The 19129-nt window shown below is 42.4% G+C and carries 8 protein-coding genes; 1 reads left to right on the top strand and 7 read right to left on the bottom strand.

Features of this window, described 5'->3' with window-relative positions:
* Nucleotides 1–101: 101 nt before the first annotated feature.
* From HMPREF1535_RS05405 to HMPREF1535_RS05380, 6 genes are all read right to left on the bottom strand, one after another.
* Complete coding sequence (locus tag HMPREF1535_RS05405) at nucleotides 102–2474, bottom strand: ABC transporter permease (RefSeq protein WP_046145514.1); 2373 nt, start codon at nucleotides 2472–2474, stop codon at nucleotides 102–104.
* A 67-nt stretch (nucleotides 2475–2541) separates the two neighbouring features.
* Complete coding sequence (locus HMPREF1535_RS05400) at nucleotides 2542–3594, bottom strand: BF3164 family lipoprotein (protein WP_046146420.1); 1053 nt, start codon at nucleotides 3592–3594, stop codon at nucleotides 2542–2544.
* Between the two features lie 16 nt (nucleotides 3595–3610).
* Nucleotides 3611–5998 carry an ABC transporter permease gene (locus HMPREF1535_RS05395; protein WP_046145513.1) on the bottom strand — a complete coding sequence of 796 codons (2388 nt, stop codon included), beginning with the start codon at nucleotides 5996–5998 and terminating at the stop codon, nucleotides 3611–3613.
* 6 nt (nucleotides 5999–6004) lie between these two features.
* Nucleotides 6005–8323, bottom strand: coding sequence for an ABC transporter permease (locus HMPREF1535_RS05390; RefSeq protein WP_046145512.1), 2319 nt, complete (start codon nucleotides 8321–8323; stop codon nucleotides 6005–6007).
* A gap of 7 nt (nucleotides 8324–8330) precedes the next feature.
* Nucleotides 8331–10643, bottom strand: a complete 2313-nt coding sequence (locus HMPREF1535_RS05385; RefSeq protein ID WP_082207498.1) for an ABC transporter permease — start codon at nucleotides 10641–10643, stop codon at nucleotides 8331–8333.
* A 16-nt stretch (nucleotides 10644–10659) separates the two neighbouring features.
* A complete protein-coding gene (locus HMPREF1535_RS05380) occupies nucleotides 10660–12987 on the bottom strand; it encodes an ABC transporter permease (protein WP_046145511.1) in 2328 nt (775 codons plus the stop codon).
* Nucleotides 12988–13237: 250 nt separating this feature from the next.
* On the opposite strand from HMPREF1535_RS05380, the gene HMPREF1535_RS05375 reads away from it, so the two are divergent.
* Nucleotides 13238–16114: a TolB family protein gene (locus tag HMPREF1535_RS05375; RefSeq protein ID WP_046145510.1), complete on the top strand. Its 2877-nt coding sequence runs from the start codon at nucleotides 13238–13240 to the stop codon at nucleotides 16112–16114.
* Between the two features lie 635 nt (nucleotides 16115–16749).
* Here HMPREF1535_RS05375 and HMPREF1535_RS05370 read toward each other — a convergent pair.
* Nucleotides 16750–19119: an ABC transporter permease gene (locus HMPREF1535_RS05370; RefSeq protein WP_046146418.1), complete on the bottom strand. Its 2370-nt coding sequence runs from the start codon at nucleotides 19117–19119 to the stop codon at nucleotides 16750–16752.
* Between the last annotated feature and the right edge of the window lie 10 nt (nucleotides 19120–19129).

Genomic DNA, 19129 nt, shown 5'->3' with positions numbered 1-19129 from the left:
TGTGCCAATGTTATAATGATGTGATAATTAATAGTTTGTAATTCATTCCCTTTCTTTAAAAAAGTGCATATACGCACAGTGATTGTTCGTATATGCACTTTTTATTCAGATTTTATCGATACAGCCGGATTCGCTTTTGCTGCTTTTAAAGTTTGGTAAAGAACAGTGCAAATGATCAGTATGCTTGTGAATAACAGGATGGTCAGATACATCCATGCACTGATATTGATACGGTATGGGTATTGTTCCAGCCATCCGCGCATGAATAGCCAGGCTAAAGGCAAAGCGATCAAATTGGCTACTATTACAATAGATACATATTCGCGAATAAACATGCCGATAATCGTTCGGGAGGATGCCCCCGTCACTTTCCGGATAGCTACTTCTTTCCGCCGTTGGGTGATATTGCTGGAGGATACGGAGTATAGTCCGAAGACCGAGATGAGTGTGCAAAGTATCGCCAGCAGTGAGAAAAGTTGCAGGCTGGCATCTTCCGATCGGCTTAATTCTTTTAATACATCGTTGACCGTCGTTATCTCCGGTTGCTGGTCGTATGGAAGTGCGTATTTTTTATATGCATCCCGAACTGCTTTGATGGCTTTTTGTTCATTTCCCGGATTTACTTTGACGTAATAGAAATAACTATTCCATAGTGAAGGGTTTAATGTAATGACAACGGGAAGAATCGGGTTTCTCAGGCTGGTAGATTGGAAGTCCTTTACTATGCCGACAATTTCTACGTCCTGTTGTTGATTGTTCCAAAAGCTGAGTTTTTTACCAATCGGATCGGTATATCCCATGATACGTGCAGCCTCTTCGTTGATAAGCGCTTTAGAACTCATAAAATGTCTTGGTCCCTTAACCAGATCTGTTTCTTCAAGCAACCGCCCTTTTAATAAAGGTATCTGGAATGCGGATAAAAAGTTTTTACCGACTTCCAACATATGGAAATTCACTTTAGTATCCGGGCTTTTTCCTTCCCACTCAACTTCTGTTAATGAATAAGGTTCGTGCATGATAGAGAAAAATGATGCAACCACCAGTTCTTTTACGATGGGGAGGGATGCGATCTCACGTGCGGTACCTTCTCTGTCATCATTCAGCATGGTAATCTGTATCAAGCCTTCTTTTTCGAATCCTAGATTTTTGTTTTTCATCAGAGAGGTTTGTTTGAGCAGGATGAAAGCGCACATCAGGAAAAATACGCAGATGCCCAGTTGGATTGTCATTGCTATTTTGCGGAACCCGCTTTTCCGATGAGGTGCAACACCACCGGATACCAGTAGTTGAGAGGTCCGGATAAACCGGAATGATATAGGAAGCGAGATCGAAAGAGTGATTATCCAGCTGAATAATGAGATTTTGATCATGTCGACATACAACTCTTTACTATCAATTGTTGTATGGAAAATATACTTGAACAAGGGAAATGTAATTTCCATTAAACTCCAAGCAAATAAAGTAGCTATAAATATCATCAATGAATATTCCAGTAATAGCTGGCTGATCATTTCTTTTTTACTGGCTCCGATAGCGTTGCGCAGTTTCATTTCTTTGATTCGTATATAGGTCCGGTTGATTTGCAGATTGATAAAGTTGAAAAATACGCATAGAAGCAATAATAATCCGGTTATAGCAAAAGTTTGGATATAAGTAAGATTAAAGGACAATTCGCTGCCGAATGTATGTCGGACGGCTGTGACGGGTATCAGCTTCAAAAAGATGGTCTCATTGTATTTATGGATAGAGGTATAGTTTGTTATCTTTTTTTCGAATGTGTCGATATGCGTGTTTTTATCCAGTAACAGATATATTTTAGAATTTAAATACATCCATTGATTAGCTTCTGGTATTTCTACCTCTGCCCTTCGTGTATACTGATCTAATTCGAAAGCTTCTCCGACAAAGAGTGAATTGTCAGGTGCATCTTCCAGAACGGAAACGATCCTGAGGTTTTTCTCATAACCACAACTTAATACTTTATCCAGAGCTTTTTCCGGACTACTAAATAGTTTAACGGCAAAAGAACGAGTTATAGCAACATCATTAGACGATTGCAAAATATTATCCTGTCTTCCGCAAATGACTTTTCGTGGAAAGAATGAAAAGAAATTTTCATCGATAAATACTTCATCCGGATTAGGCACTCGCTTTTCATTATAGGAGAAATCAGAAGAATACTTTGCGTATATTTGCGTCGTTTCTATAACTTCCGGGAAATTCTGTTTTAATCTTCTTGCCAATATCAGGGGTAGTTCTTCCGTTTTCTTGCCGGTCTGTTTGTCTACCCCGTAAAGCATGTAGATTTGTTTGGATTGCGGATAGAAGCCATCGTATGAGGTCTCATATTTCAGCCAGTTGATGCCGTATGCAAAACATACCAATCCGATAGCCAGACCGGTAATGCTGATGACGGTCTGCAATTTATATTTGAAGAAATTACGTATGGCTATGATAAGATAGTGTTGCAACATGCTTGGTGAATGTTTATCAGTTATTTATTTCTTTATTCGATTTTAATGACTTCGGCCGGATGCAGAGTCAGATTTTGTTCTTTAAGCTGTATTTAATAACATCTCTGCCTCCTTGCCCGTTGGGAGACAAAGCTAATAAATACTCGCTGGATTTCTCTGTGGCTATTTTCCGTAAATTGCGGTCTGCCTGTAATACGGCTAGCTGTTTGCCTTCCCAGTCGAATACATAAATCACAGAATTACCGGTAAAGTTTGTCGATCCGTCGAACAGACAGAATACATATTGTTCTGAACTGCAAATATCGATGAAACATTTCTTGCTCTGCTCTGCGTCCAAGTATTTATTGGAAATATCGGGGACCGGTATGGTATAATAATCAGCAAAAGAAACCGATGCAGTCATATCACAATTCATATCGTAGAAGTTGACACAGTCGATAAATCGCAGGGCAGCGACGATCACTCCTTTTTCCTCGTTGAGTGTCAGGTCGCTGGCATACCCCTTTTGAAGGACTGTTGCCGGTATCGGAACCGTGATCTGAGGATAACCCGGAACAGCATATTGTCCGTTTGTTTTATTGGACGAAAAGAATACCTGTGGTTTGTGAGGATTGAACTGAACGGCATATAATTCCTTGGAAGTGATACAACAGTTCGTACAACCATCTTTCAGGCCATAATCGGACATAGACTCCGATTCCGCAGAAAGAGCCGGAGATGTTTGATCCAGATCCATACGTTTCAATTTGCGTGAATCGTTGTCCCAGACAGATACCTTGTTTTTATTATTCTTGTTGATATAATCATATTTAGTAAAAGACGGATAGGCGATTATAAAAGTATCTTTTTCTCTTTCTCCTATTCCGTGAAGCGATAAATCTTTTTTACTTCTTATTTGCAGAAGCGTGTCGCTATAATAGTCCATAAACGCGTAGTAATCGTTGGTAATCGCTACATCGTAATAGTTATGTATCCCTTGTCCGGCGAAAATAACTTCGCCGGATAGTTCGCCTGTAATATCCGTAGTCGCTTTATACGTTTTTACACTGTCTTTGCTGTTAGGGGTGGAACAGGCAAAGAATACGGAGAGACTGGTGAGTAGACATAGTAACTGTTTCATATTTGTCATGTATTTATTATTCGGAACGTATGATTTCTACCGGGTTTGTACGAGCTGCCTTTCGTATTTGCCAGATCAGAGTGAGGAATGAAATACCTCCGGTCAAAAGGATCGCGATGGCAAAAATCCACCAGGCAATATGGGCTTTGTAGGCAAAATCGACCATATATAAAGTGATGGCCAGCCAGGATAAAGGCAAACCCACCAGACAGGCTATTCCATATAATTGACTGTATTTGATAAATAACATTTGCCATATGGCTTTGGTCGTTGCTCCGTTTATTTTCCGAATCGATATCTCATGAAACCGTTGTTGTATATCGAATAGGGATAAACTGAACAAGCCCATAGCAGAAATCAATATGGCTATAATCGCGAAAAGGGAGGCGACACTGACCAATTGCTTATCCTCCTTGTAAATAGACAACACTTCATCTTTCAAAAATGTATAAGGGAGTTCATTTCCACATGACTCGTTGTATATTTTTCGAAGAAAGTCGATTGCTTCCTGTTTTTTATCCGGAACGATACTGACTAATAGACCGGATGAAAAACCTTCTTTATAATAAAAGAAAATCATCGGTTCGTAGCCTTTAGACAAATGTTGTGTACACATATCTTTAATAACTCCGATAACTTGATACCTGGGAGCCGGTTGTTCTTTCGTTTGCGGACTGTAAACAAGCAGGCGGTCCAGAATGACTGGTGTTTCATCGATATCTGTAATACCCAGTTCTCTTTTTGCCGATTCATTGATAACAATCGAAAGATCCATATCATTATCGATAGAGTCATTCCATAGCCGTCCTTCAATCGCCTCTATCCCCAGAATACGGAAGGAATTTTGATTGCTTACCTGGGTTCCTATACTTGTCCATTCTTTTCCCGGAATATGTGCCCAGCAATTTTGCCCTAAACGACTGATCGGGCCGGGAGAATAGCTGTGCAGCTTGATTAGCGAGGGAGTATTTTTCAGGTTTCTGTCCAGTTGTCGAACAATCAGATTGTATTTATTCCACATGCTCATATCGCTTCCCCGTGGCCCTTCTATAGGTGAGATTTTGATAATATTATCTGTTTCATATCCAAGATCGGTATTCAGCATAAAGTTTAACTGATGGATAGAATAGATAGATACGATGGTTAAAGCCAGTGTGATAATATATTGTAAACAAAGGAATACTTTTCTCGATATGGTAGATTCTCCGCCTCTCCCGATCTTTTTCAAAGAAGTGACTGGAGAAGAATAATTATATTGGAAGAAGGGATATAGGGCTGTGATAAAAGGCAACAGGAATAGAATCCCTACAGAAAGGCTGGCGTCAAATAAGAAATGCGAAGGAATCCGGATCATTAGAAAAGTATTGACCAGCAACGTCCCTGTTTCTATGAATACCCATGCCAGAAATAAAGCTACGAGAGTCATACATAAGTTTTCAGTATACAATTGAACGGCCATTTGCCGGGTATTTGCTCCGAATACTTTTTTCATACCGAATTCACGTGCCCGTTTCTGGATCAACACTGTGTAGACATTGATAAAATTGAATAATCCTACCAGCATGATCAATACGGCAATTGCTATCAGGATAAGTACGTGTGTATAATTCCCTACCAACCGTTTATCCAGGTATGTGACTACCTGTTGATCGAAATATAGCTTCTGTAGAGGGTAAAAGCAGATGCGCAGGCGGTTGGTGAAATTGGACATTTTACGGAATGCTTCGTATTCCTTGTTGACGGAGGCAGCAGAATGCCCCTTATGTAATTTGACAAGGGAATGGGGCATTGAATATTTTCTGTAGTTGGCCGATTCATTCGATATCAGCAGGTCGAAAGGCATGGAAAATCGGGTGTCCGGTTTACCCATAACGGCAACGACAGTTACAATCTTTCCCATCGAGGTAGTGATTTGTTGGCCGATCGGATCTTCCTTCCCGAATACTAATCGGGATAGGTCTTCCGAGATTATTGCGTCTTGTGGATTCTCTAATAGTTTATTCCGGGACGTTTTTAGTATGGGGATCGGTACTATTTTCAGATAATTCGTGTCTGCGGCTAAAGAGGCAACATTGTACAGTTTGTTATCGACTGTAATCTGATCTTTGTCACTCTGGAATAGTGTAGATACAATTTCTACAGCCGGATCTTCCAATGGGCTTGGGGTATATCCATATTCAGGTAACAGACCGTAGAGTCTTTTCTGGTGGGTTACTTCATCCTCCATCACTGTATAGCAAACCCTGTCTACTTCCGGAATAAAATGGTCGGTGGTCATTTCACTGTAGACATACCGGAATATCAATATACAGCAGGCCAGGCTGAGTGCCAGACCCAGTATGTTGATTACCGTATAAAGCCGGAATCGGAGGAGGGTTCGTATGGCTAACAGGATGATTTTCATTTTTATTTATTCTGATTTAACGACTACCGCCGGATTTTGATTGGCTGCTTTCCAGATTTTCCAGCCGACGCTAGCTATGATAATAAGTTCGATTACAATAAATAATAGAGGGTAGATCCATATATTTATTTCTGTTTGTTTTACGTAACTCTCCAGCCAGTATCTCATTGCGAGATAGCCGACAGGGAATGCTATGGCTGTACTTATTGCGACAAGGAAAAGATATTCATTGAAGAATTTTTTCAGAATGCTTTTGGTTGTCGCTCCGTTTACTTTCCGTATGGCTATTTCTTTTTTACGCTGTTCACAAGTCAAGGTAACGAAGGAAAAGACACCAAATATTGAGATAATAATGCAAACAGCAGAGGTGAAATGAAGCATCTTTAATAGCGCATCTTCCGATTTAAGGTACTTGTCGTACTCTTCTGTCGCATTGTAGATATATGTATATGTTCCTTTCATCTCTTTCTTAACGCTTTCCAAATGCTTTTTTATTGTTGTCCAACTTCCTTCTTTGTATTTGAAAATAATATCTTGGGGAGAATTATAAAATAGTTGTTTGTATTTCTCCGGAGACAAATATAATGTCGGATTGACTGGTGTCGTAGGAGATGCATTATAAGTATCTTTGATCAGTCCTTTTACTTGATATACGTCTTTAGGTTGAATAATACTTTTTCCTATGGGATCGTTCCATCCGAATGCTTTTGCTGCTGCTTCATTGATCAGTACCTGACCGGACAGATCGGAATCGTGGATCATCTCGCCTTTAAGTAAGGTGAGGTTATAAAATTGGGCAAGCGATTTCGTGCCGCAAACGACTTCCAGACTGATTGGCTGATCATTTTCCTTTTTATCGCTCCAATCTTCAATATGATAAGAAATCCGGCTTCGGTAAGGTAATAGGCTACCATGTTCTGTCAGTATATCCGTTACTTCGGGCATTTGAGTCAGTGTCTGTTTATATTTTTCTGAATAAGGATAAATGGAGATGGAAGCGATATTTTTTCTTTCGATACCAATATCTGTATTTCTTAAATAGTGGAGTTGTTTAACCATGATGATGGAGCAGAAAATGATTCCGATGCTAATGATCAGTTGGAAGATAATACACACTTTGCGAAACATATTATTCCCCTGTCCCTTGGTAGCCCCTTTGATGGAAGATTGTAATGTTTTATGGCGGAAATAGCTAAGAACAATTAATATTAATGTATAGGAACAGAGTATGATAACTCCAATATAAACTAATGCTTCTGTAAATACGAGTGTTTTATTGGAATGAATCTCCGAGAGTTCCTTGAAAGACGGATACACAAGTTCGATTAGTACCATTCCAACCAGAAGTGCAATAAAAAACAATGTGAAAAATTCGGTAGATAAGAGTGCCAGTAATCCTTTAAAAGAGGCTCCGCATATTTGTCGTAAAGCGAGTTCCCTGTTTCTCATGTGTATTCGGGAAACAAACAATGTCAGGAAATTGAATAAGGAGCAAAGAATAACCAGTCCACCGGCTAATGAAAACAAGAGGATGTGATTGAATTTTATTTCTGTTTTAGTTTGCGGATGATCATAGTGTAAAGAAGTCAGAGGTGTTACTACCAGTGGTGCTAATTTTATGTCATCTTGCTTTATCTCCATTTTGCCCATTTTTTCCGAAAACTTATAAAAGTCGGTTTTGGGATATAATTTGATGTATGTCTCATGTGAGAAGTAGGTCCATTGCTTTTTATCGCTATCACTACAAACGAGTCCGAATGGAATATTACTGTGTTCTGACCAACCCTTTACAATAGCACAAATCTTCCTTTTTTCTTTATCGGCACCGAACTCTATTTCTTTCCCTATAGGATTTTCATTACCAAAAAGTTTCTTAGCTAATGCTTCTGTGATAGCCAGTTCTTCATTATAAGGAATGAGAAAATTAGTATTGCCTGATATGATCTTTATATCGAAGAAATGCATAACAGTAGAATCTGCTTTTAGTATCCTTGTTTCATAAGGTGTACCGTTTAATGCAATGTCGTTTGTCCATGAAGTCGTAGCGCAGGCAATCTCTATTTCAGGGCATGTTTGTTTTAAATATGCAGCTAAAGGTCTAGGAGTATTGCTCATTCCGGATTCGTCAAGAATACTTTTTTGCCGCACCAGATAAATCCGGTCGGCATCTTTGTGAAATGAGTCATAAGTCATTTCATAATGAATCCATAGAGTCCCTAAGGCAAAACAGGTAAACCCGATTGCCAGACCGAGGATACTGATAAACGATTGTGACCGGTATTTCAGCAAATTGCGTATTGCTATTTTGAGATAATGTTTTAACATACCTATTTTATTCCGATTTAATAACTTCCGCCGGATTCTGATTGGCTGCTCTCCATATTCTCCAACCTGTACATAAAGTGATGAGTGCTGCTAATACCAGCCATATTACCGGATAAATCCAGAAGTCTATCCGGGTTTGAAGTACATAACTTTCCACCCACGGTTTCATGATGAGGTAACCGGTCGGGAAGGCAATGGCAGAGGCGACCAATAATAAAAGCATGTATTTCAACAGGAAAGACTGCATGATATGAGGTGTTACTGCGCCGTTCACTTTCCGGATGGCAATCTCTTTGCGGCGTTTCTCACAGTCGAGGGTGACGAGTGAGAAGACTCCGAACAGGGAGATCAATACACAGACCAGCGTCACGAAATCCAGCATCATCAGCAAAGCGTTTTCCGATTTCAGGAATTTACCGTATTCTTCTTCCATATTGTTGATCCGGCAACTTCTGACGTCCGGATTTAGTTTTCTCACTAATGCGTCCAGCCGTTGTTTGCAGTTAGTCCAGGTCCCTTCCTGATATTTGAACAGGATGGAACTGTCGTTAAATTCGGCTTTTTTCTTGAATACCATAAAGCCAGGCTTGCATGGTACTGTCGGAGGTGCAATATAGAAGTCTTTAATGACACCGGAGATTATCCAGGGATTGTCGCCTCCGATTGTTTTCCCGATCGGGTGATCCATATTCAACTCTTTGATTCCGGCCTGGTTGATTAATATATGATCGCTGTTCCCATCGGCAGGGATCTCTCCTTCAAGAAGTTGGAATTCATAAAATTTGAAGTATGCCTGGTTACAGTCGAACATCTCCAAGCTGACGGAAGCAGTGGAATCCTGGCGTCCATCCCATCTGTCTATTGTACTATAAGAACGGGCATAGCGAGGGAAGATGGCTGATATGCTATCGGGAAATATTTCGGTTATAAATGGGACTTTCGCCATTTCTTCTCTTAATCCGTCGATGGACGGATATGTATTAATGCAGGCCCGGTTTGTCCGTTCGAATCCAAAGTCGGCCTGGTTCAGATGGTGGATTTGTTTCATCAGGATTACCGCGCAGAAGATAAAACAGATACTGATCACGAATTGTGCTATCATGCTGACTTTCTGGAATATATTTTTGCTTTTGCTTCCGGTTGAACCTTTTAGCATGGCATTCAGTGTCTTTTGCCTGAAATAATAGATTGGGTATAAGGATAATAAGAAAGAAAGGGAGGCTACGATTGCGGTATATTTAATGGCAGCCAGGTAGATATCCATATTATCCAGTTTTATTTCTGATAACTCCCTGAATGTCGGCAATGCTAATTCTATCAGGATTAAACCGGTGAATAAAGCAAGCAATAAGGTGATCGAATATTCGACTCCAAATAAAACCATCTGGTTTTTATCAGACGATCCGCAAACTTTCCGTAAGGCAATTTCGCGGCTACGCATCCGGATCCGTGTAATAAATAGAGTCAGATAATTGAATAAGGCACATAATATGACCAATCCGCCTGCCGAGGCAAACAGGAGGATATGTTCGTATTTGACTGTTACAACCCGATTGGGACGGTCATAGCGCATGGAGGTAATAGGTGTCAGTACGATCTTATCGACAGAAAATGTTTGGCCGGGTTTCGTCTTATATTCATCGAGTTTTTTTCTGAATGCCTGAATATCGGCACCTTCCCGCAGTCTGATAAATGTTTGCCAGGCAGAGGCATTCCATTCTTTTCCGAAACTGTTTGATTCAAGAAAATCGAACGGCAGATTACTATGCGTATCCCAGGGCTTAACGACTGCACAAATGACCTTATCTCCATAGATATCGATTTCTTTTCCGATAGGATCTTCTGCGCCGAACAATTGTTTGGCAAACCGGTCGGTGATAGCCAGTTTATTATTATTCTGAAGCATAAAATCCCGACTACCGCTGATTAGCTGAAAATCGAACATGTTTACTGTCGCAGAATCGACTCCGATCTTAAATGAAGTATATTCTTTTCCTTTATATTTGAATGCCATCCCCCAGGCTTGCATATTGCAGGCATCTTCCACTTCCGGAAATGTCGCTTTCAGGAAACCGGCTAACGGATAAGGCGTAATTTCCGATATGCCGCTGCTGGACATATATGATTCAACGCGTACCAGATAAATCCGGTCGGCCCCTTTATGAAAAGTGTCGTAAGTCAGTTCGTATCGTATCCACAAGGTAGACAGGGCAAAACAGGTAAAACCGATAGCCAGGCCGATGATGCTGATAACGGATTGCGATTTGTACTTTATCAGATTACGGAATGCGAGTTTGATATAATGTTGTAACATGCTCATAATATAATCGTTGAATTTATTCGGATTTAATCACTTCTGCCGGATTCCTGCCTGCGGCTTTCCATATGCGCCAACTTATGCACAAGGTAATAATAAATATGAGACAGATCAAAAGAACCGGATAAATCCAGGCGCTTATCTCTGTTTGTATCACATAATTCTCCAGCCAGGGCTTCATGATGAGGTAACCGACTGGCAAGGCGATACATGCTGCCAGGCAAAGCAACAACATATACTCCTTAAAGAACATGCGTATAATCATTCGGGCAGTAGCACCGTTTACTTTGCGGACGGCTATTTCCCTACGGCGTTGTTCGCAGTTGAGGGTTACCAGGGAGAAAATACCGAACACAGAGATGAGGATGCAGACTACCGTAACGAAGTCGAGCAACTTGATCAGGGCATTTTCCGATTGGAGGAATTTGTTATACTCTTCTTCGGCGCTGTCTAAACTGTAGAAGGTAAATTCCGGGTGCTTTTCTTTGATCAACGCGTCGATCCGTCGTTTGCATTCCGGCCATTGTCCTTCATGGAATTTGAAAAGCAGCACTCCGCTGGAACTGATCGAATAATAGTATTCCTGAACGGTGAACATAATCGGTTTCACCGGTATGGTAGGCGATTCTTTACAGAAGTCGCGTATAACACCGATAACCTGTAAACGGGTTGAATCGAACTTTTGGAAATATTTACCGATCGGGTCCCGCCATCCGAACTCCCGGACTGCTGCTTCGTTGATCATCACTTTGTCCTTTTGATCGTCGTCCTTTAGCATTTTACCACTCAGAAGTTTCAGGTTATAGTAATTGCATATTTGTTCGCCACTGGGGATAAGTTCCAGGCGTATTTCATTTGTTGATGCCGGTTTTTCATCCCATTCCTTCGTTGTCATATATTGTTTTCCTGTGAAAGGTATGAATGCATTATGATTGCCCGGGAGAATAGTTGTAATCATAGGTATTTGTTTCAGTTCCTCCCGCAGACTGGCTTCGGACGATTTGGTACTGAATACGAAAGATGCCCTTCCGGCCCGTTCCACGACACGGTCGGAATGTGAAAGGAAATGTATCTGTTTAATCATTACGACCGTACAGAAGATAAATCCGATACTGATGATAAACTGGAATACCAGGAAGAACTTCTGGAAATAATTCTTTCCGTTCCCTTTCTCCGTCCCCTTGATTGCAGCGTTCAACGACTGGCGGCGGAAATATTGGATCGGGAATAAAGAGATAAAGAATGACAGTACTGCCACAAAAAGCGAATAAAGGATAGCTTCCAGGTAGATTCCGTTGGTGGCCGTATGGATTTCGGATAATTCCCGGAAAGTCGGTAGTATCAGTTCGATCAGCAACATGCCGATGAAAATGGCGGCTAGCAAGGTCAGTAGATACTCTATGGAGAATAAACCCATCAGATGCCGGTCTGAGGAGCCGCACACTTTACGTAAGGCAATCTCTTTTCCGCGCATTCGTATCCGGCTGACGAACAATGTCAGATAGTTGAACAGCGAACAGAGGATAACCAGGCCGCCCGATAATGCAAACAGCAGGATATGATTGAATTTAACGGTCGCTTCCTCTATCGGATGATCGTAACGCAGCCGGGTGATCGGTGTCAATACTAAATGTTCCAGTAGCGTATGATCTTGTTCAATCGTATGTTCATATAGTTTTTTGCTGAAAGCCTTGATGTCTGTCCCTTCCCTGACTTTGATATAAGTAGACCAGTTGAGAGCGCCCCAATATGCATATTGATGATTGGCTTCTATTATATCAAAGGGGATATTGGTATGTGTTCCCCATGATTGGACGACTGCACAGACCGGTCTTTTCTCATTATAGATCATCAATTCTTTTCCGATCGGATTCTCTTTACCGAATAGTTTTTCGGCAAGTTCTTCGGTGATGGCTATTTCTTTATTATCAGGTAACAGGAAATTGGTGTTTCCGCTTATCAACCGGACCGGAAATGTTTTCATCAGGGCGGAGTCCATATCTATTATACAGGATGGATGGGTAATTCCCTCATATTTGAATTCAAAATCGCCACCCCGTGTATTGCCGGCCTGTTCTATCTCTGGAAATGTCTCTTGCAGGTAAGCCGCCAGCGGGGAGGGGGTGACTGTCGATAAACCGTCTTTGCTGTTTTTGTCTTCGTTCCTGACAAGGAAGATACGTTCGGCTCCTTCACGGAAGTTGTCGTAAGTCATTTCATATCGTATCCATAATGTTGCCAGTGCAAAACAGGTAAATCCCATCGCCAGGCCGATAATGCTGACGATCGATTGCGTTTTGTATTTTAATAGGTTGCGTATAGCAATCAGTAGGTAATGTTTTAACATGGTTTCAATTGTAATTGTATATTGAAAAATACAAAAGATGTGCCAAACGGGTAACTTCTTAGTAACTATGCTGTTATCGGATGTGGGGCGTTGGGGACTGTGTGTGTATCCGCACGAATTACGTTCGTTTGCGCACGGTGTTGTGCGAATGGTACGGAATAATTAACGTATCCTTCCATCTACTTTGCCGTAGAAAATGTAAAGCGGATTGGTTATATTTTATAGTTTTGTGGTTTATAACTCTATAAGTATGCAGATACCCGTATCACGATATATCTTTTTAGTGGCTTTTTGTTTGTTTGCCAGCCTTCATATGCAGGCTCAGTTTCTGGATTACGGCTCCGATCCGGCACGGTTCAAATGGAACATTGTCAAGTTGCCCCATTATAACCTGGTGTATCCGCAGGGTAACGATTCGATGGCTTATAACTACGCCCTCTATCTGGAAAATGCTTATCCGCATTTGCAGAAGACGATCGGGACAGGGATGCAGAAGAAATTTCCGGTGATTCTCCATCCGGCTAATATGTCGTCCAACGGATTGGTATCGTGGGCGCCTCGCCGTATGGAACTGATCACGACACCTTCCTCCAAACTCGATGGGGTGAGTTGGGACAAACATCTGGTGCTGCACGAGTCGCGGCATGTCCTCCAGACCAGCAAGGTGATGCGTGGCTGGTTCAAACCTTTATACTATATAATCGGTGAGCAGGCGGCGGGTGTTGCTGCCTTTTTCATGCCGAGCTGGTTTCTGGAAGGGGATGCTGTCGGAACAGAGACTTCCATGTCGAACGGCGGGAGAGGGCGGTTGCCGGAATTCAGTATGCCTTACCGTGCCCAGATGCTGGGAGAAGGAAAGAATTACTCATTCGATAAATGGTACCTGGGTTCTTATAAAGATTATACGGGCGATTATTATGCATTGGGTTATAACCTGACTTCTTTTGCCCGCCACCGTTTCGGGGCGGATATATGGGATAAGACGACCACCCGGTATGTGAACCGTTTCTTTGCGATCCCGATGTTCAGCAATGCCTTTAAACATAATGCCGGGATAAGTATTGACGGACTGTATAATGAGACGTTCGACTTTTTGCGTAAAGAATGGAGGAAGATGGACACTGCTGCCGTTATTCCTGATTATCTTTCGCCGAAACCCGGAAAATATACTTCTTACCGTTATCCGCAGGCGGTGAACGACTCGACGGTTATTGCCATTAAATCAGGTTTGCAGGATATCAATTCGCTGGTTTCGGTAACAAACGGAAAGGAAAAGCGATTGTGTTATCTCGGAACGATCAACAGCCGTTTGAACCTGGCCGGCAACAAGGTGTACTGGACAGAAATTGTCCCGGGCCTGCGTTGGACACATGAAAATTATTCCGTTATAAAACAATATGATTTAGAAACGGGAAAGGTGACGATACTTACTCCCCGTGGGCGTTATCTGGCTCCGGCTATCGACAAGGACAACCGGACGGCAGCCGTTTCCCGTTTTACGGTAAGCGGTGAAAACCAGTTGGTGCTGGTCGACCTGGCAACGGGAAAGGAACAGCGTTATTTTACTGTTCCGGATAATGCCTTCATCAAAGAGTTAACCTACGATGATAATGGAACGATTACTGCCGTAGCCGTAACCGCTACCGGTATAAGTCTGCTGCAACTGGATACGCAGACCGGTGCATGGAGTGAAATGCTGGCAACCACTTCCGTAAATATTACCGCCCCGCTTTGGAGCAACGGCAAACTGTTTTTTGAATCGGGAGCCAACGGAACCAATAATATCTATTATCTGAATCCGTCGGATACGGCCACTTACCGGTTGACATCTGCCCGTTTCGGGGCTTTCGATCCGGCTTTTACTCCCGGTAAAGACAAACTGCTTTATTCGGATTACCAGGCAGACGGGTATCGTATCGGTTCTTTGGCGGTGGATAGCCTGGAAGCGGAAAAGGCGGACTTGGGCGATCCTTATCATTCTCCGCTGGTTACTTCGCTGGTTGAACAGGAGCAGTTCAATCTGGATTCAGCCAAACTGACTCCTATCGAGTTTAATCCGCGTCCTTACCGCAAAGGAGCGCATACGTTTAAGTTACATAGTTGGGCCCCCTTCTATTATGATGTGGCGGAAGCGATGAATACGGGGGCTGACGATCTGAGTACGATCGTGAAACCGGGCGTTATGGTCCTTTCGCAAAACACGTTGAACACGGCTATCATGCAAGCTGGATGGTATTACAATAAGGGTGAACATCATGGCAAATTATCATTTACCTATAAAGGTTGGTTTCCGGTCATCGATATCGCTGCCGATTATGGCGGTAAAGCATTCGATGTAACCTGGGTGATCAACGACAAGGATAAGGAAGTGGCACAGGCGGCAACCGTAAGACGTACCTTGCTGGAGGCCGAGGCGCGTGTCTACCTCCCTTTCAATCTTACCCGCAACCATTATATCCGGGGAATACAACCGGCGGTTGCCTATTATTTTACCAACGACAGGTATCAGCAATATGAAAGCCGTACATACAGCAATTTCCAGTATATCCTGCCGGAAGTATTGTTTTACAGTTACCGCCGGAAAGCCCAGCGTGATATCCTGCCCCGCTGGGGATATCAGTTGCGGTTGCAGTATCTCCAGTCTCCTTTCAATAAGGAAAACTACGGAAGCCTGTATGCCGGACGCCTGACGACTTATTGGCCGGGTATCCTGCGTAATCACGGATTGATGTTGCGTATGGGATACCAATACCAGAGTGTGGACAATAAAACCCTGTATTTACCCAAACATTTGATAGATAAGCCTCGCGGATATAATTTCATGTATCAGACCCGTCAGCAGATTGCCTTTAAGGCTGATTATGCTTTTTCTGTCTTTTCACCGGATCTCAGTCTCGGGCAACTAGCTTATATCCGCCGCCTGCGTGCCAACCTATTCTACGACCTGAACCGTAACCAGGCTGCCAAAGGGCGTGACTGGACAACACAAAGTTCATTCGGTACCGACCTGATCTTCGACTGGAATGTCTTCCGGATGAGCTTCCCGCTGACAACTGGTGTGCGGTTGATACAACCGATCGATTATGGCAAGTTCCAGGTCGAGGCACTGTTTTCTATAACATTTTAGGAAATAATCGTTCACCCTTCACCCTGATTGGTGTAAGTTGTTGTTTATTTGTTATTTGTGTTGTTGTAAATCGGGTGAATGGTTTGCCTGAAAGGTGAATGGTTTATCCGAACCCTTCACCTAGCTTCCTACCGAGGTTTTATTTGTTAATTGGAAATAGGCTTTCGCGGTCATATTAGAAATAATTGAGCTATAAACTAATAGCTCACATCTGATAAATTCTGAACTATACCTTTATATCCTACTATCATTCATGTAATAGGGAACTAATCGGAAAGTAATATATAACTAATGGAAAACATACTATCCGGTCGTTTTTTGACTGCCATCGTTAAGCTTGCCGACGTAGGTGGTTAAGCTTAACGACGGTGGTCGAAAAGCTTACCGGGCGTGGTCGTTAAGCTATTGGGTTATTTCTTTTGTGTTAATACACTATTGTTGGCGGGTTAATGGGTTATATGATAATTGGTAGTAGTTCAGGGTGAAGGGTTTGTAGTAACCATTCACCCTTTTGCTAAACCGTTCACCTGGATATTGTATTGTAATTGTCATTATATTAGTTATATACGACAGAAAGGTGAATGGTGAACGCTTTTTACCCGAATTATATAGGTGTGCTTGTTTGTCTCCCTGATTTATTCCGTCTTGATAGCTTTTGCCGGGTTTGTCCGTGCCGCTTTTCGGATTTGCCAGATCAGGGTGAGCAGGGAAATACCTGCGGTGATCAGGAAAGCAATAGCGAAAATCCACCAGGATAACGGAGCTTTATTGGCAAAGTTTTCCAGATATCTCGTGATTGCCAGCCAGGAAAGAGGAGTGGCTATCAGGAAAGAGAAACCGAGTAGCTTGTAATATTTCCGCAATAACAAATTCATGATGGCTCCTGTCGTTGCCCCGTTCACTTTGCGGATCGCTATCTCTTTGTAACGCTGTTGAATGTCGAAAAGGGAAAGGCTGAATAATCCCATCGAAGAGATCAAGATGGAGACGAGGGTAAAAACGGAATAGATCCGGGCAACCAACCGGTCCTTTTCGTACATGGCACTGATCTCGTCTTCTACAAAAGTGTATTCAAATTCTCCTCCGATAGTCTTGTCATGGAGTTCTTTCAGAAGTTTGATCGCTTCCGGTCGGCGTCCGGGGACAATGGATGCCATGAGTTTCCCAGGATAGTATAGTTCATTCTGCACATCTTTGAAAGTCATGATGACGGGAAGATTACGCTGGGAGAGATGCACTACCTGAAATTCGGGAGTAAAACCTTTTACCAGAAGCGAACTGATGCCATCATACGAATCTTTTTCCAGTTCCGTAGGAGGGATTCCTCCTTTACTGAATAATTTTTTAGCCGTTTCATTCATCAGGATTTCTTTTTCGCTCTTCGGAAAGCCGTCTGCGAAAACTGGTATTTGGTATAAATCAAAGAAACTTTTATATAGTTTGACATGAAGCACCTCCTGCCATTCTCCTCCGGGGATGCGCATACTGACCTTATCGTAGTTATCAGTTGGTAATTCATACGGACTTTCTCCATAAGAGAACGACTGGAACAGAGGGGATGCTTTGAGTGTTTCCTGTATGGCGGAGGAAACGCTTTCAGTCTGTTTCTGTTCTTCTTCACCATAGAACATCTTTGAAGAAGGACGTATAAACCAGGCTTTTATAATGTCTTTAGTCCGGTATCCCAGGTCTGCATGCAACATGAAGTGCAGTTGCTTCATAAAGAAGATGGATGATATGATCAGGCAACAGGTGATAACGTATTGCACGACCAGAAACAACGAACGGGTAGCCATCTTGTTTTTTCCGGGGGGGACTCCCTGAAGTGAACGGATGGTTTGCCGGAAGCTATAGTTGAAAAATGGATATAACGTAATAATCAGTGGAAGTCCCAGCAAAAGAATAACGGTTAATATCATATTGAAAGAAGAGCCGACGGTGGCAGTGATACCTAACTGGTTTTCTTGTATAGGTAGGGTGATTTCGATAATCATCCAACTGAGAAAAAGGGAGATAGTTGTCAGTACCAGATTCTCTGCGTATAGCTGGATGAATAATTGTGCGGGTCTTGCCCCGAATACCTTTTTCATTCCCAGTTCCCGGCCTCGTTTAATGATAACGACCGAATTGATATGGATAAAGTTGAACAGTCCGATCAATAAAAGCAAGATCGCAACGAAGGAAAGGATTTTCAGGCTGTCCGGGTTTCCTTGGCGGAATGTATTTACTCCTTTGTCGACAGCTTTGTCCATGTATAGTTTATCCAGCGGGATGACCCGGAAAGAGAACGTTTTTTGGGCGGCTTTATGGTTTTCTGCTTTGAGTTTTTCGTTAATGCGATCCGCATCGATACCGGGATAGGCTAAAGCAACACTAAAGTAATTAACCGGCGGCCAACGCCATTGCAGTTCTTTAGATATCAACAGGTCGAAGGTCAAAGAACTGGGTGTCTCCGTTTCTCCGATAATTCCCTGGATAGTCAGTATATTTCCGTTATAGTCGACGTTCTTACCGATCGGATTTTCTTTACCGAACAGTTTCCGGGCGAATCGGTTTGTGATAACGGCTCCTTTAGGGTCGGCCAACAGTTGTGTACGGTTCCCTTCTACCAGCGGAAAATCCAGTATCTGAAGGAAAGCGGTGTCTGTAGCCAATACATGTGCTTTGAATTTGTTCTCATCTACCTGTATTTCGACATTACTGAGGGAGACAAAGGAGGTTCTTTTCTCTATTTCCGGTATATCCAGCGGATTGATATAGTTCTTTTTCAGGACCACATTATCTGTTGTAAATAAAAGAGGTATCCGTTCACCGCTTTCCCACTGACGTACACTCAGATATATCCGCTCATGATGGGTATTGAAATGGTCTGTTGTCGCCTCACTATAGACATACCGGCTGATAATGATCACACAGGCCAGGCTTAGCGCCAAGCCAAGGACATTAATAACGGTGTATAAACGGAAACGCATCAGTGAGCGTATGGCTAGTAGGATGATTTTCATATACATTGCT

This window comes from Parabacteroides goldsteinii DSM 19448 = WAL 12034 (assembly GCF_000969835.1).
Classification (GTDB): domain Bacteria; phylum Bacteroidota; class Bacteroidia; order Bacteroidales; family Tannerellaceae; genus Parabacteroides; species Parabacteroides goldsteinii.
This window is presented reverse-complemented; position numbering and strand designations above follow the sequence as displayed.

Excerpts from the sequence above, each read along its gene's own strand:
- HMPREF1535_RS05370 (WP_046146418.1), bottom strand. The coding sequence starts at position 19,119 with ATGAAAATCATCCTACTAGCCATACGCTCACTGATGCGTTTCCGTTTA.
- HMPREF1535_RS05390 (WP_046145512.1), bottom strand. The coding sequence starts at position 8,323 with ATGTTAAAACATTATCTCAAAATAGCAATACGCAATTTGCTGAAATAC.
- HMPREF1535_RS05385 (WP_082207498.1), bottom strand. The coding sequence starts at position 10,643 with ATGAGCATGTTACAACATTATATCAAACTCGCATTCCGTAATCTGATA.
- HMPREF1535_RS05380 (WP_046145511.1), bottom strand. The coding sequence starts at position 12,987 with ATGTTAAAACATTACCTACTGATTGCTATACGCAACCTATTAAAATAC.
- HMPREF1535_RS05400 (WP_046146420.1), bottom strand. The coding sequence starts at position 3,594 with ATGAAACAGTTACTATGTCTACTCACCAGTCTCTCCGTATTCTTTGCC.
- HMPREF1535_RS05375 (WP_046145510.1), top strand. The coding sequence starts at position 13,238 with ATGCAGATACCCGTATCACGATATATCTTTTTAGTGGCTTTTTGTTTG.
- HMPREF1535_RS05395 (WP_046145513.1), bottom strand. The coding sequence starts at position 5,998 with ATGAAAATCATCCTGTTAGCCATACGAACCCTCCTCCGATTCCGGCTT.
- HMPREF1535_RS05405 (WP_046145514.1), bottom strand. The coding sequence starts at position 2,474 with ATGTTGCAACACTATCTTATCATAGCCATACGTAATTTCTTCAAATAT.